Here is a 26525-nt window from a genome sequence, read left to right on the forward strand (position 1 = left end):
TCTTCGGCCTGCCGCGCGACGAGGTCAAGCCTCAGCGGTGTCGCGGCGACGCTTCGCTGCTGCGGGCTGCGGCGCTCGCGGCCAGGGCAAGCACCCGCGCGCGCGTCTCCGGCTCCAGTCCCGCCAGGACTTCCGCGGCTTCGCGTATGCTGGCAGCGCCTTGCAGCGCCGCCTTCGGATCGATCTTGGCGAGGATGGCGATCGCCGCCTTCGCATCGACCATGAGCGCATCGGGCTCGCTCTTGGTTCCGTACAGGGGCGAGTTCAGCGCGATCACGCCGACGATCGCCATGCTGCGCAGAAGATAAGCCATCTTGGTCCCCATCCGGTTGCGGGCTCCCCAGCCCACGGACGAGCGAACCATAGCGCCTGGGTCGAAAGATCGGGTGTCGGCGACAGCATCGATTTGAATCAAAGGCGGTGTCTCGTCTTCAGCTTCCATTCACCTTGCCGCGAACAACAGCCTGGCGCGGGCAAGCGCGCTGCGGGTCTCGCAATTCATTGAAAAGAAAAGTCTATTTGTGCTGTCGTCGGCAAAAGACCCGGTTTCCGGCGCTCTCGCCTTAAGCCCCGCTTAAACGGCAGCCGCGAGGATCGGCTCAACAAGGCGAGGCGAAAGTGCCGACGGCCGGCAGAGGTGCGCGTTGCGGTTTTCCAGTTTGATGACGGCGGTGAGGGCGCAGGTCGCGGCGATGGTCCATCCATCGGCGCTGGCCGATTCGCTCGAGCGCATGCGTCATGAGCGCTTCATGCTGAGCAGGCTGGCCGCTTCGGTCGCGGCGCTCAGCCTGATGCCGGCCTATATCGCCTGGCGCGGCCGCATCGGCGCGCTCGAACTGCTCGTGCTCGTCGCCATGGCGATGCCGCTGCTGGCGGTGTTCCTCCTCTCTCGCACCGGCCGGCTGGATCTCGCGCATTGCCTGTCCGGCGCGGCCCTGACCTTGCTGGTCACCACGCTCGCCTGCCTGACCGGAGGCGCTGCCTCGCCGCTGCTGCTCTGGCTGGCCGCAGTCCCCGCCGAAGCGATGTTCTTCGGCTCCCGGCCTTATGTGGCGCGCGCCAGTGCGCTCGCAGTGATCGGTCTCGGCGTCGTCGTCGCCCTGCAGGGAACCGGGATGATCGCGGAGCCGGCGCCATGGACCTGGCAGGCGATGCCCGTCTTCGCTGGCGTCGCGATCCTGCATGCGGCGCTCATCACGGTCGGCTTCCTCTATCGCCGCGATGACGAGTTGCGCGAGCATCGGGCTTCCGATGCGCGTGCTCAGTTGATGCTCGAGCATGTCGGCGATCTCGTCACCTGGCACGATGCGGCCGGGTCCGTCGTCTTCGCCAACGAAGCTGCCCGCAACCTGACCGGAGCCGAGCCCGCGGGGCTCTTCGGCCGCGGCCTGTTCGAGCGCGTCCACATTGCCGACAGGCCGCTTTTCCTGAAGGCGCTGAGCGATGCCGCTCATGGCAGCGGCCGGGCCACCGCCTGCTTTCGTGTCCTCTTCGTCCCGGCGGGAGCCGATGGGCGTGCCAATGCGAGCCCGGTCGTCCGCTGGCTCGACCTCAGCGCACGGCGCATCGAGCAGTCCGGCCCGCACGGCGCCGCTGCCGTCGTCTGCGTCAGCCGCGACGTGACCGACCGGCATGCGATCGACGAGGAGCGCGAGCGCAATCGCGTCGAGGCGGTCAAGTCGAGCGACGTCAAGGGCCAGTTCCTGGCGACGGTCAGCCATGAGCTGCGTACCCCGCTCAACGCGATCATCGGTTTCTCGGAGATGCTGAGCGGCGATCTCGCGGTTTCGTTCAGCCAGGCGCAGCGTCAGGAATACGCCAGGATCATCCATGATTCCGGGCAGCACCTGCTCGACGTGGTCAATACGCTGCTCGACGTCTCGAAGATCGAGAGCGGCGCGATGACGATCGAGCAGGATGCGCTCGACATGGCCGAGCTCGCCGAGGATTGCTGCAATGTCGTCGCGCTCAAGGCCGGCAGCGGCACGGTCGCGCTCGAACGCGTCGTGGGTCCGGACCTGCCGCAGCTGCTCGGCGACCGGCGCGCCCTCAAGCAGGTGATGCTCAACCTGCTCTCGAACGCGATCAAGTTCACGCCGCCCGGTGGGCGCGTCACGCTCGCTCTGGTGCGCGACGGCTGCATGATCGACCTCTCGGTTTCCGATACCGGCATCGGCATCGCCGCCACCGACCTGCCGCGACTGGGCGATCCCTTCTTCCAGGCCAAGTCCTCCTATGACCGCGCTCACGACGGCACGGGCCTCGGCCTGTCGGTGGTGCGCGGCCTTGTCGGCCTGCATGGCGGCACGCTCACCATCGAGAGTGCACCGGGCATTGGCACCCGCGTCGGCGTGCGCCTGCCGATCGGCGGCGTCGCCGCCGCGAGCGAGCCGGCCCGCATCGCGACCTTCGCCCGCGCCCCGCGCCGTGGCCTCGATACCAAGCAACCCGTTCGTCTGACCGCCTGACCCGAGAGCTCAAGACCCATGTCAGCCACGCTTGCCGCCCGTGCCCGCTCCGATGCGACGCTGTCGATGCCTGTTCGCCGTCCGGCCGGCCGGCGCGCCGCCCCGTCGATGCCGACGCGGCTGCTGCGCTGGTTCGCTCGCCGTCCGGGCCGGGGCCTCATCGTGCTGCTGTTCGCGGCGGTATCGGTGCTGATCGTCCTGAATGCGGTGCTGTTCCAGAAGGGCCGTCATCCCGCCCCGATGCTGTCGCCGCCCTCGCAGTCTGCTGCGCGACCGGCCGAACAGCGCCGCGTCGAGACGCCGGCCGTCGCCGAGCCTGCGCCCGCCCCGCAGGCGGTGATGCCGCCGGCGCGGCCCGGCTCCCTGGCACCGGCCGCTCGCGATGCGGCGCCGCGCCCACCGGCGCCGGTCGCGCCTGCCCAGCAGCGCCAGGCCCAGGCAGCTCCGGCTCCGGCCCGTCCTGCCCCGGCCGCCCAGCCGGCGGCACGCGATCCGATCGCGGACCTGATCAACGGCGCCGACATCCGGCCGCCGGCTGACATCAAGGGCCAGCGGCGCTAGAGCATTTTCAAGCGAAGTGGCGGCCGGTCCGCGGGAAGAAAATGCGACAGAACAAGACGATTGAGAATGCCCGCGCTTCGGAGAGGCGCGGACATTCTCAGTCCCGCGAGCGCTCATCTTGCCGCGCCTGACCAGCGATTTCTGGGTCTCGGCCTATCTGCGCCAGGCTGCGCATGACGGGCTCGTCGCGGTGCTGCGCCGGCGCGGCGCGCGCGAAGCCGGCGCGATCTTCGTCAAGCTCGACCGATTGGACGGTACCGCGGCGCTCTACGGCCCGGCGCCGCAGGCGCTGGCGGACGAGGCTGGCGCGCGGCGTTTCCAGCTTGTGCTCGATGCCGATCCGCTCGCGATAGAGGATCGGGTCGCGCGCGAGGTCCGCTTCGACAGCGATCTCTGGCTGGTCGAGATCGAGAATCGCGCCGGCGATGCGCGTCTCGACATCGTCGAAAGCTAGCGTTCAGTCGGCGCCGCCACCGAGCCTGCGCCTGACCTCCTGAACGATGCCGCGAACCGGCGCCCGCTCGGCGCCGGGACGGGCCGGGGTGCCGCTGGGGTCCATGGCAGGCTGCAAGGCGCCGGAGCGGGCACTGCGCGGCGCGATCCCGCCGATCTGCTGGGCGAGCCGGCGAGCCACCGCCGGCTGCAGCGCCCGCATGAGTTCGACCAGCGCGAAGATGCGCTCGACCGAGCGGGCAGCCTCGTCGCCGAGGCCGATCAGGAAGCGAGTCGCATCCTCCGGAGCCGCACCGCAGCCGATCAGCGCCAAGGCCGCAAGCTGACGGGACGCATCGTTCGCCATCGCCGTCGCGAAGCGCGCATCGCCGCCGAAGGCGTGCGCCAGCGCAGTGAAGGCGTTGCGTCGGTCGGAGAGCGCTGTCGCGATCAGAGCGGAGATCTGCTCGCCGGGGAGCGTCGCCGGGCGTGGCGAAGGCGCCAGCGCCTCACGAGCGGTGGCGGCATCGATCATGGCGAGGCGCTTTTCCAGGCTCGCCTGCAGGAAGAGCGGCGTCAGCTCCGAGACGGGCAGGTCGGCCCGCGCCAGCAAGGCAGCGCCGAGAGCCGGCGTGCCCACCGCTCGCGGCAGCAGCAGGTCGAGCGCGGCATGGGGCAGCGATGCAGCCCCGTTCGCGACCAGTGCCGCGTCGATCTCCGCGCTTCCGCAGCCGGCGAGCGCGATGCTGGCGCTGCTGGTCAGGTCGCGCCGGCCGGCGAGGGCGGTCTTCGCCTCGTCATCGCCTTCGTCCGCGATCTCCTCGATCTCGGTCGCGCTGAGCGGCATGTCATGCTTGATCAGCGCGGCCAGCACCTCGCCCCCACGGTTGCGCAAGGCAGCGAGCGCCTCGCGCGGTGCATGCGGCCAGCTCGCGAGCTTGCGGGCGAGGATCGTCGCCGTCGCCTCGTCGACCATCGGGATCAGGGCCTCGGCCATGGCGCGGAAGGCGTCCATGTCCTCCGGAGACGGGCAGGGCGTCGCCAGGAGCAGATCGGTCTTCACCCGCAGCGCGACCTGGCGCAGGTCGAGCCCGCCATCGCTGGCCAGCCTGGCGAGTTCGGCAAGGTCTGTGGCGATGCGGGACGGCATGGGCGATTCTCGTGGGCGAACTGCACTTTTGCGAAACTTATCCCCGATGCGTTAGCACGGCGTTAACCATGATGGCGCTTGATGATCTTGAGGATGGCTGGTGCGGTTTGTGCAGGCGGCCAACCAGCTTCCGCGTGGTTCGCGAATTGGTCACAGGCGCCAGCAAGGGAGGCGCATCATGGCAGACGTCATTCCTTTCGCGCCGCGCAGGCGCTCAACCAGCCAGGGGACCGCAGCGGCGGGCCCGTTCGGCCAGATCCTGTTCTTCACCGGCGTGCGCTACGAGCGCCAGCACGAGCCGGCCGCGAGCAAGCCGCCGCGGCGCCCGCGCCCTGCCGGCCGCGGTGAACGCGAGACACGGCGCAGGCGTCCCGGGTGAGGACTTTCGGTTCACGCTGATTCTGGATCGATCCAAATCAGCGCGTGCCTCGTTTCAGAGTTCGAGTGGGATTCATGCGAAAAACCGGTTCCGACTTTTTCGCATCCCATTCGGTCGCCACGATCGCGGCACTCTGCCTACTGCTCGCCGGCTGCTCGACCACCGGCGATCTCGGCCGGCCCCGCCCCAACATCATCGCCGACAAGATCGCGCCGGCGATCGGCGACTGGAGTGCGCGCTTTCGCGGAGAAGCCTCCTCATGGTCCCACCTGACGGACGACGAGGAGCAGTTGCGGGCCCGGGCCTGGCGCCTCGTCCTGCCCGCGCATGAGCGCAGCCATTTCGACCGGGAGGTCTCGAAGCTCGCCCACGCCCGCATCCTGCCGGTCGAGGCGCAATCGAACGATGTCTCCGCCTATTACCGCGCCTTGACCTCGGGCTCGTTCGCCTCGCAGGCCTCGCGCTACAATCGCCTGGGCGAGGACGCCAATGGCGACCGGCTGCTGCTCGGCCAGTTCCGCGGCAATGCCCTGCGCGTCATCAACGCCGACCGTGCGCGCCTGCGCGTCCTCGACGCTTCGCAGCAGGTGCCGCCCGAACAGCGCGATTCGGCCGCCCAGCGCGTCGCCGAGAACGAGGGGCTGATGCTCTGGGTTTGCGAGCGGGCGCGCTTCAGGCTGAAGAGCTATCGCTACTCGCTCGACAATCTGGTTGTCGAAATGCCGTCACGCGAGGCGATCCGGGCCGAGCGTGCCATCATGGGCATGGAGAGCGAGATCGGCCCCACCTGCAACTTGCCGCTGATCGGCGTCTTCGGCGGCAAGGGCGAAGGTGCGCCGCCGCGCGCTCCCGTCGTCTACAAGGGCTGATGGCCTTTCGCCGGACGCGAGCGCTTCGATCGGTCGAAGGCCTCGTCGTCCCGCGTCGCGAAAAGTGGTTCCCATCCCCCGCGCATTGGGTCTAGCTTGCCGATCATGAGCCGGCGATCGGTGGGGGATCGCATGTCAGTGACGCAGATCAGGTTCCCGGCCTCGGCCGCAGCGGAAGCGCCCTCCGATCCGCCCGTCGATCATGGCCATCGCCACGAGGCCGGCGTCATCGCCTCGAGCGTCTATGCCCATGGCGTGCGCGTCGCCGACATCCCGGTCGAGGAAGCGGGGGAATGGTCCCGCAAGGACGGCCATGTCGTCTGGATCGGGCTGTTCGAACCGGAGGCCGCACTGCTCAAATGCGTGCAGCAGCAGTTCAATCTGCATCCCCTGGCGGTCGAGGACGCGACCAACGCCCATCAGCGGCCGAAGCTCGAGCAATATGGCGACGCGCTCTTCGTCGTCGCCCGCACCGCCCAGATGGCCGACAAGCGCATCGCCTTCGGCGAGACGCATATCTTCGTCGGTCGCGGCTATATCGTCAGCGTCCGCCACGGCGCCTCGAACTCGTACACGTCGGTGCGGCAGCATTGGGAGACCTGCCCGACCTCGCTGGCCAAGGGTGAGGACTTCATCCTTTACGCCATCCTCGATTTCATCGTCGACAACTACATGCCGGTGCTCGAGGCGATCCATGACGAGGTCGAGGAGATCGAGGACAAGGTCCTGGCGACGCCGATGACCCGCAGCGACATCGAGCGCCTCTACATGCTCAGGCGCGACCTCTTGCGTTTGCGAAACGCGGCCGGCCCGCTCGTCGACGTCTGCCAGCGCCTGACCAATGGCAGCGTGCCGCAGGTTCGCCCGACGCTGGCGCCGATGTTCCGCGACGTGACGGACCATGTCCGCACCGTGCAGGAGAAGATCGACAGCCTGCGCGAAGTCCTCGCCTTCGCCTTCGAGGCGAGCCTGCTCGTCGGCCAGAGCCAGGAGAACTCCATCACCAAGCGGCTCGCCTCCTGGGCGGCCATTCTCGCGGTGCCGACGGCGGTCGCCGGCATCTACGGCATGAACTTCAAGAACATGCCGGAACTGGAGATGCATTACGGCTACTACATCGTCCTCGGCTTCATCGTCACCGCCTGCCTGACGCTCTTCTGGCGCTTCAAGCGCAATGGCTGGCTCTAGCGCATTCTCGAGCGAAGTGGATACCGGTTCGCGTGAAGAAAATACGATAAAACAAAAGCTTGGCTAATCCGCCAACCCGCAGGCGACGCCGGTCGCCTGCGCTTCCGCCTCGCTGCGGTCGAAGGCGCGGCGGACCACCACCCGGGCGACGACGAGCCCCTGCAACGACGGCGAGACCACCCGCAGCTCCCGCGAGGTCTCGCCCTCCTCGTCATTCGCCAGCCGCTCGTCGAGCTGCTCCCGCGTCATCACCACGAATTCGAGCACGCCGCGGATCGCGGCCCGGTCGGTGATGGCATAGGCGACGCCGCCGCCACGGCGATGGACGGTGAGGCCGAGCGGCAGCGAGCCGGTGTGGGCTATGACGCGCAGCGGCCCGGCCGAAAGATCGTAGCTGCAGACCGCGGCGACGCTGTTGGGATCGCCGTCGAGGATCGCCGGCAAACCTGCAGGTGGCGGTGTCACCAGCTCGGCGCGGCCGTTGGCACCGAGCGCGGCATAGACCGTGGCCGCATCATGCGTGGCCAGGGCCGGGATGCGCAGCACGGTGACGATGTGGACGATGCCGGCGAGGAACAGGCCGGCCAGGGTGAGCAGCGCGAACCGCAGCAGGCCGCTGCCCAGCCGCGACAGAAATCGGCGAGGCGCATCCGCGCGGGTAGCCGGGGGGCGCTTCGCGGCCGGCCCGGCCCGGCTGTCGTCGATCGCGCTCACCGGCAGTCGATCCTGGTGATGCGGGGGAGGGTGTCCGGCCGGAGCTCGCCGGCATGGCTCGAGATCGGCGTGTCGTAGAGGCGCAGGCGCAGCTGGAAGCGCCCTCCCGCCGGCAGGGGCAGCCAATTACCGGTCTCGGGCGTCGTCGCCAGCACGATGCGCATGCCGCCGCGCTCGCCGCGGACGATCTCGGCATCGGTGAAGCTTTCGCGCTCGATCGGCAGCTGCAGGGGCCGGCCCCTCGGGTCGGCGACGCCGAGCGACCAGCCGCGCGCCGGCGGTGTCGCCCCGCTGACCAGATAGCGGCAGCGCGCGTCGAGCGCCTGCCCGGCGTCGTCTTGCCCGGCGATCAGCTCCAGCCCCTCGCCGGCGCCGAGCGGGAGGTGCACGCCGCGGGCCAGATAGGCCCGCATATAGGGATCGATGTCGCGCGCGCCGCTGTTCGGCCAGCTGGTCCAGGCGCCGACCTGGGCGCGGCCGACCCAAGGCCGCTCCGCCACCGCATAGCGGGCGGAGATCAGGCCGAGGCCGGCTCCAAGCGCGATCACATAGGCCAGCGGGAGGACGCGCATGGAACGATCCGGATCCGCATGGATGGCAGTCAGCGTATGGCGGTGAGGCCGGTCGCGGCCTCGCGGGCTCCGACCTGCACGGAAGCGCGGGCCGTCCGCGGCGTCTCGACCGCCTTGAACATCGCGCCGACCGAGGAGAGCACCTCGAAGGACTTGCGCGGCATATGCCCGGCGCCGGCGCCTGCCGCGGCGGCCGGGTCGGTCGCCTTGGCAACTGCCGCCTTGGCGTCACCCGGCTGCGGCGCCACGCCGGGCATCGGCTTCAGCTCGATGCCTTGGTGCGCGAACGCCATGATCTCCTTCCAGGTCATCGCCGGCAGCGAGCCGCCGGTCATGTTGGCGGTCTCGGACGAATCGTCGTTGCCGAACCAGACCGCGCCGACCAAGTTGCCGGTGTAGCCGACATACCAGGCGTCCTTGTAGCCATTGGTCGTGCCGGTCTTGCCGGCGCTGACGACGCCGTCGAGCGCGGCACGCCGGCCGGTGCCGGCGGTAGGCACGGTCGAGAGCATCTGGTTCATCTCGTAGGCGACCTGCGTGCTCAGCACCTGCGCCGGCGTCGGCTCGTCGCGGTCATGGCGATAGATCTCTTCGCCCGCCGAGTTGCGGATGTCGAAGGCGGCATAGGGCCTGGCCCGCTTGCCGCCATTGGCGAACACGGCATAGCCGGCGGCCTGCTCGATCACGGTGACCTCGCCGGCGCCGATCGGCAGGGAGACCGTATCGGTCAGCGGCGTGGTCAGGCCCATGGCCCGGCAGGTCTCGACGATCTTCATCCGGCCGATGCGGGCGGCGCGGGCTTCATGCGTCTCGCCGGTTGCCTTGCCGATCGCGATCGACATCTGCACCGGGATCGTGTTGATCGACTTCGCCAGTGCCACCGTCAGCGGCATCGAGCCGGCATAGGAGCGCCCGTAATTGTTCGGGCACCAGTTGCCGATGCAGACCGGCCGGTCGGTGACGATCGTGGTCGGCTTGTAGAGCCCGGCGCTCATCGCCGCCGCATAGACGTAAGGTTTGAAGGACGAGCCGGGCTGCCGCAGGCTCGACGTCGCCCGGTTGAACTGGCTCGCGCCATAATCGCGCCCGCCGACGATCGCACGCACCGCCCCGTCCGGATCCATGATCACCGTCGCCGCCTGCCGGGCGCGGTAGGCCGGGCCATGCTGGCGCAGGATCGATTCGACCGCCTCGTCCGCGCGCTTCTGGATCGCCGGATCATGCGGGGTCTTGACCGTCAGCACCCGCTCGGGACCGAGCTTGCCGTCGTCCGCCAGCTTGCGGATTTCGTCGAAGGCCCAGTCGAGATAGTAGTCCGGGCTGGCATCGCGCTTGCGGTCGATCGGCGTCGCAGGATTGCGCCGGGCGGAGTCGACCTGTCCCGCGGTCATGAAGCCGGCATCGACCATCGCGTTCAGCACGTCGCTGGCGCGCGCCCGCGCCGCCGGCAGGTTGACGTGCGGCGCGAACTTGGTCGGCGCCTTGAACAGGCCGGCAAGCATCGCCGCCTCCGCCAGCGTCACGTTCTTCACCGACTTGCCGAAATAGTATTCGGCCGCAGCCGCGACGCCGAATGTGCCGCCGCCCATATAGGCGCGGTCGAGATAGAGCTTCAGGATCTCGTTCTTGGTCAGCCGGTATTCCAGCCAGAGCGAGAGGAAGGCTTCCTTGATCTTGCGGTCGAGCGAACGCTCGTTGTTGAGGAACAGGTTCTTGGCCAATTGCTGGGTCAGCGAGGAGCCGCCCTGGACCACGCCCGAGGCGCGGGCGTTGACGGTGATAGCCCGGAAGGTGCCGATCACGTCGATGCCGAAATGGTCGTAGAAGCGCCGATCCTCGGTCGCCAGCACGGCCTTGAGCAGATGATCGGGGAATTCCTCGAGCTTCAGCGAATCATCGTGGCGGGCGCCGCGATGGCCGATCTCGGAGCCGTAGCGATCGAGGAAGGTGACGGCGAAGACCTGGTTCTTCAGCGCCTCCTCGCGCCCTTCGCGAAAGGCGGGGATCGCCAGCATCAGCATCACGATCGCACCGGCGATGCCGACGTTGAGCCCCTCGCTGGCGAATTCGGCAGCGAGGCGCTTCGGGCCGCTGACGGTCAGACGGTCGGTGACGCTGCGGATGCGTTCATAGATCTCGCCGGCGCGGTGGCCCGCCGCATAGAGCGAGGCGTCAATCCACGAGTCGGCGCTCAGCGCGAGGCGCTTGAGACGGGTCTTCCAGCTCGCTTTCCGGAACTCGATCACGGTCGTGCGGCATCCTAAGCCTGCCGCGGGGGCGCGTCCGCGGTGTCCCGGACCGGCCGACGAAGGCCAAGCCCGATCTCAGAAGGTAAGGGCTCGCGGCTCCGAACGGAAGTATGCGAAGGTGAGGTTGCCCGACAAAAAGAAGCTGGGGTTACCCCGCAGTCAGCCCTTGGTCGCCAGCACTGCAAAGCGCGTAGAGGAGGCGAGGCGAAGCGCATCGTGCAGGGCGGCGTTGCGCTGCTGCGCCCTGACCACCTGTGCGTAGTCGGCAGCCTCGATTCGGGCGAAGCCGGCCTGGCGCAGCATCGTGCCCAGCCGCTCGAAGCTCAGCCCGTCGCGAAAGAAGAAGCGCTTGGTGATCGAGTCGAAAGCGTCGCGATCGGCTGCGTGCGGAGCAGCGCCGGCGCGCTCGCGCAGGAAGGTCGCGGCTCGGTTTAGCATCTGCTGCAGCCATGAGCGGTTGATCCAGTCGCCATCGATGACGAGCAGCTTGCCGCCGGGCTTGAGCACCCTGAACCATTCGGCGAAGGCCGCTTCCGGATCGGTCAGCGTCCAGACCAGGTGGCGCGTCACCAGCGCGTCATAGGTCCCGTCGTCGTCGAGCAGCCGCTCGGCGTCGCCAGCGAGGATACGGGCCCTGTCGCCATGCTTGGCGCGGGCGCGGGCCAGCATCTCCTCGGAGAAGTCGAGTGCCGTGACCTTGTGGCCGAGCGACAGCAGGGCGCGTGTGATCTCGCCGGTGCCGCAGGCGAGATCGAGGACCTCGCGCGGCTCCGCGCCGAAGGATTGCCGCAGCAGCGACTGGAAGGCGGCGAGCTCGGCGTCCGACTTGATGGCGTGGCCGACTTGGCTGTCGAACGTGGCGGCCCGGCCTGACCAATAGGTCCGGATCTCCTCCTTGAGGGAGTAGTTGGCGCCAGGAGTGGGAAGGCCGGAGGAAAGGCTGCTGTCTGACATCGGCGGGTCGCCAGGTTGAACTGAGAGGGGGTTATTCTGCTGCCTGGGCGGGAGCAAGCGGTGTCTCGCCGCGGCTGTGCCTGCGGGCCGAGCCGTGGACGACGATGAAGGGCGTCTCGCCTTCGTTCGCCTCGACCCGCGCGACGACGCCGTAGACCTCTTCGAGCAAAGCCGGCGTGATGATCTCGCGCGGGGCGCCGAAGGCGGCGAGCCGCCCTTGCGACAGCACCATCACCTTGTCGGCGATGCGCAGCGCCTGGTTGAGGTCGTGGATCGCGATCAGCACGCAGATCTGCCGCTCGCGCGCCAGCCGGCCGACGAGGCTGAGCACCTCAAACTGGCGGTGCAGGTCGAGCGCGCTGGTCGGCTCGTCGAGCAGCATGATCTCGGGCCGGCGCACCAATGTCTGGGCGATCGAGACGAGCTGGCGCTGGCCGCCCGAGAGCTCGCCGAGGCCGCGGAAGGCGAGGTCGGCGATGTCGAGCGCGTGCAGGGCTTCGTCGATCGCGGCAAGCTCGTCGTCGCCAACGCCCCAGGAGCCGCCCTGCTTGCGGGCGAGCAGGATCGATTCGTAGACGGTCAGCACCGCGTTCACCGCCGTGTCCTGCGGCAGGTAGCAGGGCGTCTTGCCGGTCGTGCTTTCGACCTGGACCTCGCCGGCACCCGGGATCAGCCCGGCGATGCGGCGGAACAGGCTCGACTTGCCGGCGGCGTTGGGGCCGATCACGGCGACGACCTCGCCACCGGCCATGGTCGGCGTAGTGATCCCGTCGAGGATCCGGCGCTTGCCATAGGCGACGCCGACATCGCTGAGCGTCAGGCGCTTCACCATGAACGCCTCCGGCTGGTCAGGATCAGGCTGAAGAAGAAGGGCACGCCGACCAGAGCGGTGACGATGCTGATCGGGAAGATCAGCCCGGGGATCAGCGACTTGGAGACCACCGAGGAGGCCGAGAGCACGGCAGCGCCCGCCAGCGCGGATGCCGGCATGAAGAAGCGCTGGTCCTCGCCGATCACCATGCGGGCGATATGCGGGCCGACCAGCCCGATGAAGCCGATGGTGCCGACGAAGGCGACCGGCACCGCCGCGAGCAGCGCGACGAGCAGCATGGTCTCCAGCCTCAGATAGCGCACGTCGATGCCGAAGCTCGCCGCCTTCTCGTCGCCAAGACGCAGGGTCGTCAGCGCCCAGGCCCGGCGCGCGAACAGCGGGACGCAGATCAGCAGCACGGCCGAGGTGATGGCGAGTTTTTGCCAGTTCGCCTTGGTCAGCGAGCCCATCATCCAGAACACGACGGCCCCGAGCGCCTGCTCGGAGGCAAAGAACTGCAGCAGCGCCAGCAGCGCATTGAAGGTGAAGACCAGCGCAATGCCGAGCAACACCACCGTCTCGGTGGTGACGCCGCGGCGCTGGCTGAGCAGATGGATCAGCAAGGAAGCCCCCATCGCCATGATGAAGGCGTTGAGCGGCACGACATAGTCGATCGCGAGCGGCACGATCGAGACGCCGAAGACCAGCGCGAGCGCCGCCCCGAAGCTCGCCGCGGCAGAGATGCCGAGCGTGAAAGGGCTGGCGAGCGGGTTGTTCAGCACGGTCTGCATCTGCGCGCCGGCGATGGCGAGCGCGGCGCCGGTGACGACCGCCATCAGCGCGACCGGCAGGCGGATGTCCCAGATCACCACCCGGACGGCGGCCGGTGCGGTCGAGGGCGAGAGCAGCGCATTGACCACCTCGCTCACGCTGTACCGGGCCGGGCCGAGCATCAGGTCGACGATCAGGCAGGCCAGCAGCACGGCGGCGAAGCCGGCGAGGATTAGCTTGCGGCGCAGCGCCAGCGCCCGATAGGCATCTCTCCCTTGGGCCGTGCTCCGCGACGCCTCTGCCGGCGTTGTCACAACATCGTCCGCGCTGGCGGGAGCCAGGCTCATTTGCCCGCCTCGAGCGAGACCCACAGGCCGGGCTCATAGGGCAGCGGCAGGAAGCGCTCGTGCAGCAGCTTCATGGTCGCGCCCGGATCGACGTCCTTGAACAGCTCCGGGTGCAGCCATTTCGCGATCTCCTGGATCGCCACGAACTGGTAGGGGCTGTTGTAGAACTGGTGCCAGATGCCGTGGACGCGGCCGTTCTTGACGGCGGCGGTCTGGGTGAAGGCCGGGCGCTTCATCAGATTGGTCAGCTTGCGGCGCGCCTCCGTCATGTCGGCGCCGTAGCCGAGGCCGACCCAGTTGCCGCCGGGGACATAGCCGTCCCAATTGCTCCCGGTGACGATCACGACATCGGGATTGGAGGCGACGATCTGCTCGGCATTGACCGTGCCGAAGGTGCCGGGGATCAGCGGCGTCGCCAGGTTCCGGCCGCCAGCGAAGTCGACCATCTTGCCGAAATTCTCGTTGCCGAAGGACATGCAGCAATCGTCGGAGTAGCCGCCGGCGCGCTCGACCATCACGAGCGGGCGCTTCAGGTCCTTGGCAGCGGCGAGGCGGTCGGTCACGACCTTGATTTGCTCAGCGCGGAACTTGATGAACTCCTCCGCCACCTGCTCCTTGCCGAAGAGCTTGCCGATCAGGCGCATCGACGGCTCGGTGTGCTCGAACGGCTTCTCGCGGAAGTCGACATAGACGACGGGGATGCCGACCGAGGCGAGCTTCTCGACGAGCTTGGCCTCGTCGCTCGCGATCTTCGCCTCGATGTTGAGGAAGAGCACGTCGGGCTTGAGCGCGATCGCCTGCTCGACGTCGAATGCGCCTTCCTTCATGCCGCCGAAGGTCGGCAGCTTGGCGATCTCGGGATAGCGCTTGGCATAGGCGCGGAAGGTCTCGGGATCGGCCTTGCCGAGATCGTCGCGCCAGCCGACGACGCGCTTGAACGGCTCGTCCTTGTCAAGCGCGCCGACGAAGTACATCTGCCGGCCTTCGCCGAGGATGATCCGCTTGACCGGCGCCTCGACCTCGACCTTGCGGCCGACGATATCGGTGACGGTGACCTTCTCGGCCAGCGCGGGAAGGGCCGCCGCGGCCAGGCCCGCGGTGATGGTAAGAGCGCGTAGCAGATGTCGGCGGTTCAGCATTGTCGAACTCGGAAACGAGGGAATTCTTCCCCCCGTTAGGCCGATCCGAGTATTCGGTCAATTTTCATAGATTATAACTTTTCTAAGTATAGATTAGAATTGATGTAATGAGGGGCGACCGCTAAGGGCCGCCATCGCGGTCGGGGTCAGTTCCGATCGCCGATGTCCGATTGCGGACGATCACCTCCAGGGTGCATAAGCGGCCATGGCCGACGCAATGACCGAAAGCACGCCCTTCTGGCGCAGCAAGACGCTCGACGAGATGACGCAGGCGGAGTGGGAATCGCTCTGCGACGGCTGCGGCCGCTGCTGCCTGGTCAAGCTCGAGGACGAGGATAGCGGCAAGATCCACGCCACCGATATCGGCTGCCGCCTGTTCGATGCCGCGACCTGCCGCTGTCATGACTACGCCAACCGCTCGAAGACGGTGCCCGATTGCGTCACGCTGACGCCGGAGGCGGTGCGCACCTTGCCGTGGCTGCCGCCGACCTGCGCCTATCGTCTGCTTGGCGAGGGCAGGGATCTGCCTTGGTGGCATCCGCTCGTCTCCGGCGATCCCGAGACGGTCGTCGCTGCGGGCGTGTCGGTCCGCGGGAAGGTGCACGCCAACGAGGACGAGGTCGCCGAGGAGGAGATCGTCGAGCGTATCGTCGCCTGGCCGCTGCGCTGGCCTAAGGCGGCGCGCGGGCCACGGTAAGAGCACGCCGGGCTCGAGCTTGCAGCGTCACGGTCAAAGTCTTACTCTTACGTGTAAGAGTAAGGAATGTTGCTATGCGGATCACGTCAAAGGGCCAGGTGACCATTCCTGCCGACATCCGTGAACGGGCCGGTCTCCTGCCCGAGACCGAGGTGGATTTCGAATTCGACGGCAAAGTCGTCCGGATTATGCCGGCTACGGCGCGCCGCAAGACGGGGCGCGGTGACAGGCTCGTCGCGCATCTGCGTCGCAGCAAGGGTGATATCGCCATGACGACCGATGAGATCATGGCGCTGACGCGCGAGCCCGAATGAGCGCAGTCCTGGTCGACAGCAATGTCCTGCTTGACGTTCTGACGCAGGACACGCGCTGGGGCGCCTGGTCGGCGCGAGCCTTGTCCGAGGCTGCAGATCGGCAGCGGCTTGTGATCAACGCGATGGTCTATGCCGAAATCTCGGTTCACTATTCGCGGATCGAGGATCTCGATGAGGCCCTCCCGACGACGATGCTGGAGCGGGAGCCAATTCCGTTTGCCGCTGCGTTTCTGGCCGGCAAGTGCTTCCTAGCTTACAGGCGCCGAGGCGGCGTGAAGCAATCGCCGCTCCCCGATTTCTTCATCGGCGCGCATGCGGCGGTGGCCGGCTACACGCTGATCACGCGCAATGCGTCCCGCTACCGGACCTATTTCCCTGGGTTGTCGCTGATCGCTCCGGATGTAGCGCCGCAAAAGTGAGACGTCTGTGAGACGTGGCGGAGCCGGTTCTACCTGAACCGTAAATTCTCGCGCGAGAGCTGGTCGAGACTGGTGACGCCCATCAGCTTCATGCTGCGCTCGACTTCCGTCTTGAGCTGGCCGAGCGCGCGTTCGACGCCCGGCTGGCCTGCCGCCGCGAGCGGGTAGAGGTAGTAGCGCCCGATGCCGACTGCCTTGGCGCCGAGCGACAGGGCCTTCAGCACATGCGTGCCGCGCTGGATGCCGCCATCCATGATCACGTCGATCTTGTCGCCGACAGCGTCGACGATCTCGGCGAGCTGGTCGAAGGCGGCGCGGGAACCGTCGAGCTGCCGGCCGCCATGGTTGGAGAGGATGATGCCGGTGCAGCCGATCTCTACTGCGCGCTTCGCATCGGCGACGGACATGATGCCCTTTAGGCAGAACTGCCCCGACCACAGCTTGACCATCTCGGCGACGTCGCCCCAGGTCATCGCCGGGTCGAGCATTTCGGTGAAATAGCGGCTGATCGACATTGCGCCGCCGCCCATGTCGACGTGGCTGTCGAGCTGCGGCAGGCTGAATTTCTCGTGGGTGAGGTAGTTCAGCGCCCATTGCGGCTTGATCGCGAACTGGGTGATGCCGGCGAGGTTGAGCCGGAACGGGATCGAGAAGCCGGTCCGCAGGTCGCGCTCGCGATTGCCGCCGGTGATGCTGTCGACGGTCAGCATCATCACGTTGACGCCGGCGCTCTTGGCGCGCTCCATCATCGCCCGGTTCAGGCCACGGTCCTTGTGGAAATAGAACTGGTAGACCTGCGGGCCGCTATGGGCCTTTCGTAGTTCCTCGAGGCTGATCGTGCCGAGCGAGGATACGCCGAACATGGTGCCATAGCGCGCGGCCGCGGCGGCGACGGCACGCTCGCCCTGATGATGGAAGAGGCGCTGCAGGGCTGTCGGCGAGCAGTAGAACGGCACCGCAAGCTTCTGGCCCATCACGGTGACGGAGGTGTCGAGGCTGCTCACGCCGCGCAGGACATTCGGAACGAGGTCGCAGCGCTCGAAGCTCTCTGAGTTGCGCCGCAGCGTGACCTCATCATCGGCGCCCCCATCGATGTAATTGAAGATCGGGCCCGGCAGCCGCTTCCTGGCGAGGGTACGGAAGTCGTGGAAGTTGTGACAGGCGTTCAGGCGCATCGTTGGCTTCGGTGTCGTTCTGGCTCGGCGAGTGTGGCGCTGGCGACCATCGGATCGGCGGCGGTCGTCGCTGCTCGAAAGGCGGGGACGGTACCCTATCGCGCGGCGCTGACCTTGGCCATATTGCGCGACCGGTCGCCAGGCCGCCCAGAATTGACGGTTGGGTGGCCTGGCTCCGCGGCATGATCATTGATTGTTCATCCGGTTTTCGGCATGACCACCCCCGCACCCGGTGCGCTGCAACAAGCGGGCACCGCAAATGCGAAACCAGGCGTACCCGCCGGCGTTGATGTCGGCGACAACGTTGGGAAAGGCAGGCTATGGCAGGGCAGAAGTGGGTCTACACCTTCGGCGACGGCAAGGCCGAAGGCGAGGCGGGCATGAAGAACCTGCTCGGCGGCAAGGGCGCGAACCTGGCCGAGATGAGCAATCTGGGGCTTCCGGTGCCTCCGGGCTTCACCATCACCACGCAGGTCTGCACCTGGTATTACGACAACGGCAAGAGCTTTCCGGCCGAGCTCGACGGGCAGGTCAAGGACGCGCTCGCCGGCATGGCCAAGCTCACCGGCAAGACCTTTGGTGACCCGGCCAATCCGCTGCTGGTCTCGGTCCGCTCCGGCGCCCGCGCCTCGATGCCGGGCATGATGGACACGGTCCTCAATCTCGGCCTCAACGACGTCACGGTCGAGGCGGTGGCCAAGGCCTCGGGCGATGCCCGCTTCGCCTATGACAGCTATCGCCGCTTCATCACCATGTACTCGAACGTCGTGCTCGACATCGACCACGGCCATTTCGAGGAGGCGCTCGAAGACTACAAGGAGCGCAAGGGCCTGCATCTCGACACCGATCTCTCGGCCGACGACTGGAAGGTTCTGGTCGGCAAGTACAAGGAGATCGTAAAGAAGGAGCTCGGCTCCGACTTCCCGCAGGATCCGCAGCAGCAGCTCTGGGGCGCAGTCGGCGCCGTCTTCTCGTCCTGGATGAACGCCCGCGCCATCAAGTATCGCGAGCTCAACAGCATCCCGGCCTCCTGGGGCACGGCGGTCAACGTCCAGTCGATGGTCTTCGGCAATATGGGCGAGACCTCGGCAACTGGCGTCGCCTTCACCCGCAATCCCTCGACCGGCGAGAACGCGCTCTATGGCGAGTTCCTGATCAACGCCCAGGGCGAGGACGTCGTCGCCGGTATCCGCACGCCGCAGGATATCACCGAGGCGGCAAAGCTCGCCGCCAAATCCGACAAGCCTTCGATGGAGAAGGCGATGCCGGAGGCTTATGCCGAGCTCTGCCGCATCTACGGCATCCTCGAGAAGCACTATCGCGACATGCAGGACATGGAGTTCACCATCCAGGAGGGCAAGCTCTGGATGCTGCAGACCCGCTCCGGCAAACGCACCGCCAAGGCGGCGCTCAAGATCGCAGTCGATCTCGCCCGCGAGGGCCTGATCACCGAGAATGAGGCGGTCGGCCGCGTCGAGCCCGGTGCGCTCGACCAGCTCCTGCATCCGACGATCGACACCAAGGCTGAGCGGCGCGTGCTGACCGCCGGCCTGCCGGCCTCGCCCGGCGCCGCCGCCGGCGAGATCGTCTTCACCTCCGAGGCGGCCGAGGCCGGCAAGAAGGCGGGCAAGAAGGTCATTCTCGTCCGCGTCGAGACCTCGCCGGAGGACATTCACGGCATGCACGCCGCCGAAGGCATCCTGACCACGCGCGGCGGCATGACCTCGCATGCGGCGGTCGTGGCGCGCGGCATGGGCAAGCCCTGCGTCTCCGGCGCCGGCCAGATCCGCGTCGACTACGCCAAGGGCACGATGACCGTCGGTCCGACCACGCTGAAAGCTGGCGACTTCGTCACTATCGACGGCAGCAACGGGCAGGTGCTGCTCGGCGAGGTCAAGATGCAGCAGCCCGAGCTCTCCGGCGACTTCCGGACGCTGATGGGCTGGGCCGACAAGGTGCGGCGCCTGAAAATCCGCGCCAATGCCGAGACGCCGCGCGACGCCAAGGCGGCCCGCGAATTCGGTGCCGAGGGCATCGGCCTTTGCCGCACCGAGCACATGTTCTTCGATGCCGGCCGCATCCTTGCCGTCCGCGAGATGATCCTGGCGGAGGACGAGAAGGGTCGCCGCGCCGCTCTTGCCAAGCTCCTGCCGATGCAGCGCCAGGACTTCGTCGAGCTCTTCACCATCATGCAGGGCCTGCCGGTCACGATCCGCCTGCTCGATCCGCCGCTGCACGAGTTCCTGCCGCATACCGACGAGGAGATCGCCGAGGTCGCGGCGGCGATGGGCACGACCGCCGACAAGCTGAAGCGCCGGGCTACCGAGCTGCACGAGTTCAACCCGATGCTCGGCTTCCGCGGCGTGCGCCTCGCGGTCGCCTATCCCGAGATCGCCGAGATGCAGGCGCGGGCGATCTTCGAGGCGGCCGTGATCGCCGCCAAGGAGACCGGCCATCCCGTCATCCCGGAGGTCATGGTACCGCTCGTCATGGGCGCGCCCGAGCTCGACCTGGTGAAGGGCCGGATCGACGCGATGGCGGAGGCCGTGAAAAAGGAGAGCGGCGCGGAGCTGACCTATCAGGTCGGCACCATGATCGAACTGCCGCGCGCCGCGCTGCGGGCGGAGGAGATCGCGGGGAGTGCCGAGTTCTTCTCCTTCGGCACCAACGACCTGACGCAGACCACGCTCGGCATCAGCCGCGACGACGCCGGCTCCTTCCTTGGCTCCTATACGGCGCGCGGCCTGCTCGAATCCGATCCCTTCGTGACGATCGACCAGGACGGCGTTGGCGAGCTGGTCAGGATCGCCGTAGAGCGCGGCCGCAAGACGCGTCCGAACATCAAGCTCGGCATCTGCGGCGAGCACGGCGGCGACCCCGCCTCGATCGGCTTCTGCGAGAGCGTCGGGCTGGATTATGTCTCCTGCTCGCCCTTCCGCGTGCCGATCGCGCGCCTCGCTGCCGCACAGGCAGCGCTGGGGGCGATCAAGGCCAAGGACGCGTGAGGCAGCAGGTGCGGGAAACAAGCCGCCATGCTCGCCCGTGTGGCGAGCATCCACGTCTTGAACACCGCCTCGATCAAGGAAGACGTGGATGGTCGGGACAAGCCCGACCATGACGAGGTGGCCGTGACTGTTAACCTCACCACCATCGGCTTCGATGCCGACGACACGCTCTGGCAGAACGAGCAGTTCTTCCGGCTGACGGAAGACCGCTTCGTCGCGCTGCTCGGCGAGCATGGCGAAGCGGCCGAGATCTCCGGCAAGCTGCTCGAGGCCGAGAAGCGCAACCTTGCCTTCTACGGCTTCGGCATCAAGGGCTTTACCCTCTCGATGATCGAGACAGCGCTCGAGATCACCCGCGGCCAGGTTCCACCGGCGGTGATCGGGGAGATCCTCGCTGCCGGCCGCGAGATGCTGGCCCATCCGGTCGAGACCTTGCCGCATGCGCAGGAGACGCTCGCTAGTCTCGCAGGCCGCTACCGGCTGGTACTGATCACCAAGGGCGATCTCTTCGACTAGGAGCGCAAACTGGCCCAGTCCGGCCTCGGCGACTTCTTCGACGCGGTCGAAATCGTCAGCGACAAGAGCGCCGCGACCTATGAGAAGCTCTTCGCCCGCCATGGCGACGGGGCGGTGCGGTCGATGATGGTCGGCAACTCGCTGAAGTCGGATATCGTGCCGGCGCTCGCCGCCGGCGCCTGGGCCGCGCATGTGCCGCATGAGCTGACCTGGGCGCTGGAGCATGCCGAGGAGCCGGCAGGCGAGGTCCGTTTCCGCAAGCTGTCCGATCTCGGCGGGCTGGTCGATCTGGTGCACGAGATCGGCTGAAGGCAGGGCTTTGGCCGGCAAACTGGACCGACCTTGCAATTTGTGCTAGGTCCACCGATGTAAGACGAGATGCGGCCGGTTCTGGCCAATCCTCCGCGCGGGTATTCCGACCGGCGGGCCACTTCAGATCCACCACACGTCGATACAAGACCATGGCAAGGCGTCCGCGCGTCCGGTCATGGGTTCCACGAATACGCGGATCTGAAGTGCAAGGATTAGTCCCGCTATGAACAAGGGCACCGTCAAGTGGTTCAACGCCACCAAGGGCTACGGCTTCATCACCCCTGAGGCCGGCGGCCCGGATATTTTCGTCCACATCAGCGCCGTCGAGCGCGCCGGCCTGCGCGAGCTGCGCGAAGGCCAGGTCGTCTCCTACGAGCTGATCGCCGATCGCAAGACCGGCAAGTCCTCGGCTGGCAACCTCGTCGCCAACTGAAGACACCTATCGGGCGGGCCATCAGCGTCCGCCCGTTTTCAAGGCGCGAGCCTCAAGGCTCGCGACACACGACATCCTCCGGCGCAGTGGCTAGCGGTTCGCCGGGCGGAAAGAGACCATGCGTAGACCGAGACGGCATGTCGAGGCGCTTCCGTTCACCACGTGCGCCCCATTTCGTTCGGCTCAGAAAGACCTGATTTGACCAAATTTACCGACCTCGGCCTGGCCGAGCCGCTTCTCAAAGCGCTCGCCGCCGAAGGTTATGAGACGCCGACGCCGATCCAGGCGCAGGCGATCCCTTCGATTCGCGATGGCCGTGACCTGCTCGGAGCCGCCCAGACCGGCACCGGCAAGACCGCCGCTTTCTCCTTGCCGATGCTGCACCGCCTGCTCAACCAGCCGCGGCGCATGCAGCCGCGTTCGGTGCGCGCCTTGATCCTGTCGCCGACGCGTGAGCTCGCCGCCCAGATCGAAGCCAGCATCCGCACCTACGCCCAGTTCACCTCGCTGAAGTCGACGGTGATCTTCGGCGGCGTGCCGGTCGGCAAGCAGATCCGCGCGCTCGGCCAGCATGTCGACATCCTCGTCGCGACCCCTGGCCGCCTGCTCGACCTCGTCGACCAGCGCGCGGTCTCGCTGCGCGAGATCGAGTTCCTGGTGCTGGACGAAGCCGACCAGATGCTCGACCTCGGCTTCATCCACGCGCTGCGCAAGATCGCGACGCTGATCCCGAAGCAGCGCCAGACCCTGCTGTTCTCGGCGACCATGCCGAAGGCGATCCGTGAGATCGCCTCCGCCTACCTGACCGATCCGGTCGAGGTCGCGGTCGCGCCGGTCGCGACCACAGCCGAGAAGATCGACCAGCGCGTCATCTTCACCGAAGCCGGCCAGAAGCCGGCGTTGCTGGCGAAGACCCTGAGCGTTCCGGAGATGGAACGCGCCATCGTCTTCACCCGCACCAAGCACGGCGCCGACAAGGTGGTGCGCCAGCTCGAGCAGGCCGGCATCGCGTCCGCCGCGATCCATGGCAACAAGAGCCAGGGCCAGCGCGAGCGGGCGCTGGGCGCCTTCCGTGACGGCGAGCTGCGCATCCTGGTCGCGACCGACATCGCGGCGCGCGGCATCGATGTCGACGGCATCAGCCATGTCGTCAATTTCGACCTGCCGAACGTGCCCGAGACCTATGTCCACCGCATCGGCCGCACTGCGCGCGCCGGCGCCTCGGGTCTCGCCATCGCCTTCTGCACGCCGGAAGAGCGCGGCGATCTCGCCGCGATCGAGAAGCTGACCAAGATCGCGCTCACCCCGGTCGGCGACGTGCCGCATTGGGATGGCCGCACCCCGAAGAAGCCGCCGCAGAACCGTGGTGGCCGCGGGCAGGGGCGCCCGCAGAACGGACAGCAACCGGGTCAGGGGCAGCGCCGCGACGGCCGGAGCGCTCAGGGCCGCAATGGCCAGCGCACCGAGCAGGGCGAGCGTCAGGACCCGCGCCGCGAGCAGTCCCGTCCGAGCCAGCCGCGCCAGCAGCAGGCACGTCCGGAGCAGCAGCGTCATGAGCGTCCGGCCCAACGCCAGGATGGGGGCGGCGGGCGAAAAGACGCGGCTTCCGGCAAGGAGGGACTTGGCGGCGTCGCGTTCTTGCAGCAAAGAACGGGACAACGACGCACCGGCGGCGGCGGGCGGCGCCCGAACTGACAGGCGCCGTAACCGCTGGGGCCCGGCCTAGCTGGCCTGGCCCCGCGCCGAGGACAAGACGAAGGATCAGCGAATGGCGAAAGAAGAACTGCTCGAATTCGACGGCACCGTGGTCGAGGTGCTTCCGGACGGCAACTACCGGGTCAAGCTCGACAATGACCACGTCATCCTGGCCTATGCGGCCGGCAAGATGAAGAAGAACCGCATCCGCACCATCGCCGGCGACCGCGTGGTCGTCGAGATGTCGCCTTACGATCTCGATCGTGGCCGGATCAACTTCCGCCAGAAGACCGCCAGCCCCGGCCCGATGCCGCCGCGGCCGCAGAACTTCCGCCGGCGCTGAGGTTACGATGCGTTTCAGCCGGCCCGAGCAATTCTTCGCCGCGGCCGGCATCGGCCTTGGCGCGCTCGCCTCGCTTGCGGTCAATACCGGCTGGATCGCCAGAGGGGGGACCTTCCCGCCCTTCGTCTATGTGCTGCTGGCGCTCGCTTTGGTCGAGGTCGTCGCCGGCCTCATGACAAAGCAGCCGCCCGGCACCTTGTTCTCCATGCCGGCCCGCATCCTGGCCTTCGCCCTCGGCATCGGCGTGCTGATCCTGCTGACCGGCGGGCTGGCCTGAGCGTCGGCGACCTTTCGAGCTCGACATTGATCCATTCGCGTCATGCTCGCCCCTGTGGCGAGCATCCGTGTCTTGAACGCCGGATGCGATCGAGAACGCGATGACGTGGATGGTCGGCACAAGCCCGACCATGACGGATGAGGGCGACTCGCCCGCCTCTTCAGCGTTGATCCAAAACAAGAAAAAAGCCCCGGCCGAAGCCGGGGCGTGAGGTGTTTTTACGTGGTGACAGGTACTACGAAGAAAACTTGGAAAACTCAGTAGCCGCCCTTGGCCCAATGCTGCGAGCCGGGGCTGACAAGGACCTGACGCTGCCGCGTCGCATACTCGGCCGGCACGGTCTGGTGCTCGACCCGCGACGCGCTGACCATGACGCGGCGGCTGCGCTGGCCATAGACGGCCGGGATGACGTCGTAGTCGACCGAGGCCGGGGACACTTCCACCGTGCGCTGCTGATAGCCGTATTGCGCGGGGACATGCACCCAGCAGCCGGTGGTCTGGCCATAGGCGTCGCGGCCGACTTCCCAGCGCTTGGTCGCCGGCGAGATCAGGACCTTCTCTGAGACGGTCCGGTACTGGGCCGGGATATGGCGGGCGACGCGGCGTTCCGGCTGGATCACGACCTGCTCGGTGACGGTGTCGTACTGCGCCGGGACGACCCGCGAGAAGGTGCGCTCGGGACGCACGACATAGCTTTCATCGACGGTGCCGTAGACCGGCGGGGTCGAAACCAGCTTGTAGCAGGAGCCGCTTCCGCAAGTGCTGACCGGCGCCCGGTAGCAGGAGGAGCTGGTGCAGCCGCCGGCGAGCGCCGGAGCGGCGAGGCCCATGAGCGCCGTGGTGGCGAGAGCCGAAAGCGAAAGAAGCCTGAACGTCATAGCTGAGCCCAACCCTGCGTTGCGCAACGGTGCCGCTGCGTCGTTGGGGTGAGAAAGCCAGAGACGATCTATGAAGACAAGGTTAACTGCAAAACAAGGTAAAATTAACTAATTCTAACCGAGCGGAAGCGGTCTCGTCATGACTGCCGCGTCCGGTACGCTGCCCAGTATTCAAGGGTTTCGGTGCGGGCCGGCGCAGCAGCCGGCCAGCACCGCCGGCCTTGTCTGGAAGCAGCTTTGCGGTCGGCTGTCAGTCGATGGCACCGCGCTTCATACCGAAGCCTTCGATATAGCAGCTGCAGGACGAATTGGCCGGAGCCGGCCGGGCCGCACAGGAGCCGCGTGAGGTCACGCAGGTGTCGCCGAAGCGCTGGCGATAGGGCCGCTCATAGCCGTAGCGCGGGCGGTCGTAGCCATAGGGCGGCGGCGGCCGATCGTAATCATAGCGCGGCGGCGGCGGCCGGTAGGGATCGTAATACTGGGCGTTCGCGCTGGTCGCGGACGAGATGGCCGCTCCGACGAGGGCCGCGATGGCGAGGGTCTTGAACATCATGGCGTTCTCCGGGCTTCCCCAGGCCGGGCTGGGACAGTTGACCATCGGCAGGATAGGATCGAGTCGATGAACGCGGGCTGAGCGACGTCAGCGCCCCAGTGCTTCGAGACTTGCGTCGATCGTTACGCACAGCCCCGCCGGGTTCCAGTCATATCGCACCTCCAGGCCTCGATGAGCTCTGATGGTGCGCTCGATCATCGTCGAGCCAAAGCCACTGCGCTTGGGCTGCGCCTCGATCGCCGGACCTCCCGCTTCGCGCCAGCAAATTCGGCCAGCACGTTCGTCGCGATCCACCGTGACGGTCACCATCCCGGTCTGCGATGACAACGCCCCGTACTTCACCGCGTTCGTCGCCAACTCATGGACGATGAGGGCGATGCAGGTCGCTGCTTGCGGGCCGATCGGGCCGTCCTTGCCGTCTATCCGGACCCGTTCGCCGGCCCCCTCCCGATAGGGCGCGAGCAGCCGGGAAAGCAGGTCGATGAGGCCGCCCTCGGCATCGGTCCTGCTGCGGCCGACGAAGGCGTGGGCCCGGTGCAGTGCCGCCAGTCTCTCTTCGATCCTGGCGGCAAAAGCGCGACTCTCCGGCTCGGAGCGAGCCGCCATCCGGACGAGGCTGCTAACCACCGCGAAGATATTTGCGATCCGGTGCGAGAGTTCGCGGGCGACGAGTTCGTATTGCTCCTCAGCCTGCTTGCGCGCCGTGACGTCGATATGAGCGCCCTGGAGCAGCAATGCCGCACCATCGGCATCCCGTTCGATCTCCGCCTTGGCGAGGATCCAGCGAATCTGCCCATCGCTCGGCCTGATGATCCGGTACTCGACCTCGTAATCGGTCGCGTGACCGCGAACGGTCTCGAGAAAATGGCCAAGCACGCGGTCCCGGTCATCGGGGTGGATGCGCCGGACCCAGGCCTCATGCGTCTCGTGAACCGCCTCGGGCGGCAGGCCGTGGACGACGAGGTATTCGGGCGAGCGGGTGTTGCGGAACTGGCCGCCGCGCAGGTCGACGGTCAAGCCGCCGATCTGTCCGATCTTCTGGACGCGGGCAAGTTCGGCCTCGCGGGCCGCAAGTCGCAGTTGAGCGTCCGACGACGCATCCCGATCCATGCCAGACGCCTCTGCCCGCCGTTCCGCGCAGAACTAAGGCAGAGACGCCGTGGATGCAAAGTCATTTGACAGGATCGGCCGGCGGTCGCGCTGCTTCGGCTGCCGGCCTTCATGCTCGCCGCCCAGTAGTCCTCGACCTGCCGAACCATCGCCGGGGCCCGTCAACAAGAAGACCCCGCAGGCGCTGGCCTGCG

Annotated in this window: 27 protein-coding genes and 1 pseudogene; 15 read left to right on the top strand and 13 right to left on the bottom strand. The window is 67.4% G+C overall.

Annotated elements, in window-relative coordinates; genetic code table 11:
• Positions 1-31: 31 nt before the first annotated feature.
• Positions 32-442 carry a hypothetical protein gene (locus tag V7S63_RS14985; protein ID WP_336530793.1) on the bottom strand — a complete coding sequence of 137 codons (411 nt, stop codon included), beginning with the start codon at positions 440-442 and terminating at the stop codon, positions 32-34.
• Between the two features lie 202 nt (positions 443-644).
• On the opposite strand from V7S63_RS14985, the gene V7S63_RS14990 reads away from it, so the two are divergent.
• The 3 genes from V7S63_RS14990 to V7S63_RS15000 all read left to right on the top strand — a co-directional run bounded on the left by V7S63_RS14990 (position 645) and on the right by V7S63_RS15000 (position 3483).
• Complete coding sequence (locus V7S63_RS14990) at positions 645-2468, top strand: sensor histidine kinase (protein WP_336530794.1); 1824 nt, start codon at positions 645-647, stop codon at positions 2466-2468.
• An 18-nt stretch (positions 2469-2486) separates the two neighbouring features.
• On the top strand, positions 2487-3029 hold the full coding sequence (locus tag V7S63_RS14995; protein WP_336530795.1) for a hypothetical protein: 543 nt from the start codon (positions 2487-2489) through the stop codon (positions 3027-3029).
• A gap of 118 nt (positions 3030-3147) precedes the next feature.
• Positions 3148-3483 carry a DUF1491 family protein gene (locus tag V7S63_RS15000; protein WP_091831639.1) on the top strand — a complete coding sequence of 112 codons (336 nt, stop codon included), beginning with the start codon at positions 3148-3150 and terminating at the stop codon, positions 3481-3483.
• 3 nt (positions 3484-3486) lie between these two features.
• Here the strand turns inward: V7S63_RS15000 and V7S63_RS15005 are convergent, their stop codons facing one another.
• Positions 3487-4611 (bottom strand): DUF2336 domain-containing protein, encoded by a 1125-nt coding sequence (locus V7S63_RS15005; protein WP_336530796.1) that lies wholly within the window; start codon positions 4609-4611, stop codon positions 3487-3489.
• Positions 4612-4789: 178 nt separating this feature from the next.
• Here V7S63_RS15005 and V7S63_RS15010 point away from each other — a divergent pair, with 178 nt between their 5' ends.
• From V7S63_RS15010 to corA, 3 genes are all read left to right on the top strand, one after another.
• Positions 4790-4990 (top strand): hypothetical protein, encoded by a 201-nt coding sequence (locus V7S63_RS15010; protein ID WP_100965571.1) that lies wholly within the window; start codon positions 4790-4792, stop codon positions 4988-4990.
• 74 nt (positions 4991-5064) lie between these two features.
• Positions 5065-5859: a hypothetical protein gene (locus tag V7S63_RS15015; protein ID WP_336530797.1), complete on the top strand. Its 795-nt coding sequence runs from the start codon at positions 5065-5067 to the stop codon at positions 5857-5859.
• Positions 5860-5991: 132 nt separating this feature from the next.
• Positions 5992-7047, top strand: coding sequence for a magnesium/cobalt transporter CorA (corA, locus tag V7S63_RS15020; RefSeq protein ID WP_091831630.1), 1056 nt, complete (start codon positions 5992-5994; stop codon positions 7045-7047).
• Positions 7048-7110: 63 nt separating this feature from the next.
• Here the strand turns inward: corA and V7S63_RS15025 are convergent, their stop codons facing one another.
• The 7 genes from V7S63_RS15025 to V7S63_RS15055 form a co-directional block, all read right to left on the bottom strand.
• The gene (locus V7S63_RS15025) at positions 7111-7761 is read right to left on the bottom strand and encodes a DUF1254 domain-containing protein (RefSeq protein ID WP_336530798.1); all 651 of its coding nucleotides are present in this window, start codon (positions 7759-7761) and stop codon (positions 7111-7113) included.
• Positions 7758-8333, bottom strand: coding sequence for a DUF1214 domain-containing protein (locus V7S63_RS15030; protein WP_336530799.1), 576 nt, complete (start codon positions 8331-8333; stop codon positions 7758-7760). Before V7S63_RS15030 ends, V7S63_RS15025 begins: the two co-directional genes overlap by 4 nt.
• Positions 8334-8362: 29 nt before the next feature.
• Positions 8363-10579, bottom strand: coding sequence for a transglycosylase domain-containing protein (locus V7S63_RS15035; RefSeq protein ID WP_336530800.1), 2217 nt, complete (start codon positions 10577-10579; stop codon positions 8363-8365).
• Positions 10580-10741: 162 nt separating this feature from the next.
• On the bottom strand, positions 10742-11536 hold the full coding sequence (locus tag V7S63_RS15040) for a class I SAM-dependent methyltransferase (RefSeq protein WP_336530801.1): 795 nt from the start codon (positions 11534-11536) through the stop codon (positions 10742-10744).
• A 31-nt stretch (positions 11537-11567) separates the two neighbouring features.
• Positions 11568-12365, bottom strand: coding sequence for an ABC transporter ATP-binding protein (locus V7S63_RS15045; protein ID WP_442896477.1), 798 nt, complete (start codon positions 12363-12365; stop codon positions 11568-11570).
• Positions 12362-13465: a FecCD family ABC transporter permease gene (locus tag V7S63_RS15050; protein WP_336530803.1), complete on the bottom strand. Its 1104-nt coding sequence runs from the start codon at positions 13463-13465 to the stop codon at positions 12362-12364. The genes V7S63_RS15045 and V7S63_RS15050 overlap by 4 nt, the downstream gene beginning before the upstream one ends.
• The gene (locus V7S63_RS15055) at positions 13462-14604 is read right to left on the bottom strand and encodes an ABC transporter substrate-binding protein (RefSeq protein ID WP_336530804.1); all 1143 of its coding nucleotides are present in this window, start codon (positions 14602-14604) and stop codon (positions 13462-13464) included. The genes V7S63_RS15050 and V7S63_RS15055 overlap by 4 nt, the downstream gene beginning before the upstream one ends.
• Before the next feature lie 205 nt (positions 14605-14809).
• Between V7S63_RS15055 and V7S63_RS15060 the strand changes: the two genes are divergently transcribed.
• From V7S63_RS15060 to V7S63_RS15070, 3 genes are all read left to right on the top strand, one after another.
• Positions 14810-15301, top strand: a complete 492-nt coding sequence (locus V7S63_RS15060) for a YcgN family cysteine cluster protein (RefSeq protein ID WP_425285414.1) — start codon at positions 14810-14812, stop codon at positions 15299-15301.
• 74 nt (positions 15302-15375) lie between these two features.
• Positions 15376-15615: an AbrB/MazE/SpoVT family DNA-binding domain-containing protein gene (locus tag V7S63_RS15065; RefSeq protein WP_336530805.1), complete on the top strand. Its 240-nt coding sequence runs from the start codon at positions 15376-15378 to the stop codon at positions 15613-15615.
• The gene (locus V7S63_RS15070) at positions 15612-16034 is read left to right on the top strand and encodes a type II toxin-antitoxin system VapC family toxin (RefSeq protein WP_336530806.1); all 423 of its coding nucleotides are present in this window, start codon (positions 15612-15614) and stop codon (positions 16032-16034) included. The genes V7S63_RS15065 and V7S63_RS15070 overlap by 4 nt, the downstream gene beginning before the upstream one ends.
• Before the next feature lie 29 nt (positions 16035-16063).
• On the opposite strand, the gene V7S63_RS15075 is transcribed toward V7S63_RS15070, so the two are convergent.
• Positions 16064-17209: an alpha-hydroxy acid oxidase gene (locus V7S63_RS15075; protein ID WP_100965561.1), complete on the bottom strand. Its 1146-nt coding sequence runs from the start codon at positions 17207-17209 to the stop codon at positions 16064-16066.
• A 320-nt stretch (positions 17210-17529) separates the two neighbouring features.
• On the opposite strand from V7S63_RS15075, the gene ppdK reads away from it, so the two are divergent.
• The 6 genes and pseudogenes from ppdK (at position 17530) to V7S63_RS15105 (ending at position 23790) form a co-directional block, all read left to right on the top strand.
• Positions 17530-20214, top strand: coding sequence for a pyruvate, phosphate dikinase (ppdK, locus tag V7S63_RS15080; protein ID WP_336530807.1), 2685 nt, complete (start codon positions 17530-17532; stop codon positions 20212-20214).
• A gap of 117 nt (positions 20215-20331) precedes the next feature.
• Positions 20332-21039, top strand: a pseudogene (locus V7S63_RS15085) (HAD family hydrolase).
• A gap of 226 nt (positions 21040-21265) precedes the next feature.
• Positions 21266-21475 carry a cold-shock protein gene (locus V7S63_RS15090; RefSeq protein WP_091831606.1) on the top strand — a complete coding sequence of 70 codons (210 nt, stop codon included), beginning with the start codon at positions 21266-21268 and terminating at the stop codon, positions 21473-21475.
• Positions 21476-21673: 198 nt separating this feature from the next.
• Positions 21674-23170: a DEAD/DEAH box helicase gene (locus V7S63_RS15095; RefSeq protein WP_100965559.1), complete on the top strand. Its 1497-nt coding sequence runs from the start codon at positions 21674-21676 to the stop codon at positions 23168-23170.
• Positions 23171-23243: 73 nt separating this feature from the next.
• On the top strand, positions 23244-23513 hold the full coding sequence (gene infA / locus V7S63_RS15100; RefSeq protein WP_057187732.1) for a translation initiation factor IF-1: 270 nt from the start codon (positions 23244-23246) through the stop codon (positions 23511-23513).
• A 7-nt stretch (positions 23514-23520) separates the two neighbouring features.
• Positions 23521-23790, top strand: coding sequence for a hypothetical protein (locus V7S63_RS15105; RefSeq protein ID WP_336530808.1), 270 nt, complete (start codon positions 23521-23523; stop codon positions 23788-23790).
• 257 nt (positions 23791-24047) lie between these two features.
• Here V7S63_RS15105 and V7S63_RS15110 read toward each other — a convergent pair whose 3' ends face one another.
• The 3 genes from V7S63_RS15110 to V7S63_RS15120 all read right to left on the bottom strand — a co-directional run bounded on the left by V7S63_RS15110 (position 24048) and on the right by V7S63_RS15120 (position 26238).
• Positions 24048-24668 (bottom strand): hypothetical protein, encoded by a 621-nt coding sequence (locus V7S63_RS15110; protein WP_336530809.1) that lies wholly within the window; start codon positions 24666-24668, stop codon positions 24048-24050.
• A gap of 250 nt (positions 24669-24918) precedes the next feature.
• Positions 24919-25221: a hypothetical protein gene (locus tag V7S63_RS15115; RefSeq protein WP_244543742.1), complete on the bottom strand. Its 303-nt coding sequence runs from the start codon at positions 25219-25221 to the stop codon at positions 24919-24921.
• An 87-nt stretch (positions 25222-25308) separates the two neighbouring features.
• Positions 25309-26238, bottom strand: a complete 930-nt coding sequence (locus tag V7S63_RS15120; RefSeq protein WP_336530810.1) for a sensor histidine kinase — start codon at positions 26236-26238, stop codon at positions 25309-25311.
• Positions 26239-26525: the final 287 nt, after the last annotated feature.

Source organism: Allobosea sp. CCNWLY174, assembly GCF_037120455.1.
Lineage (GTDB): Bacteria > Pseudomonadota > Alphaproteobacteria > Rhizobiales > Beijerinckiaceae > Allobosea > Allobosea lupini.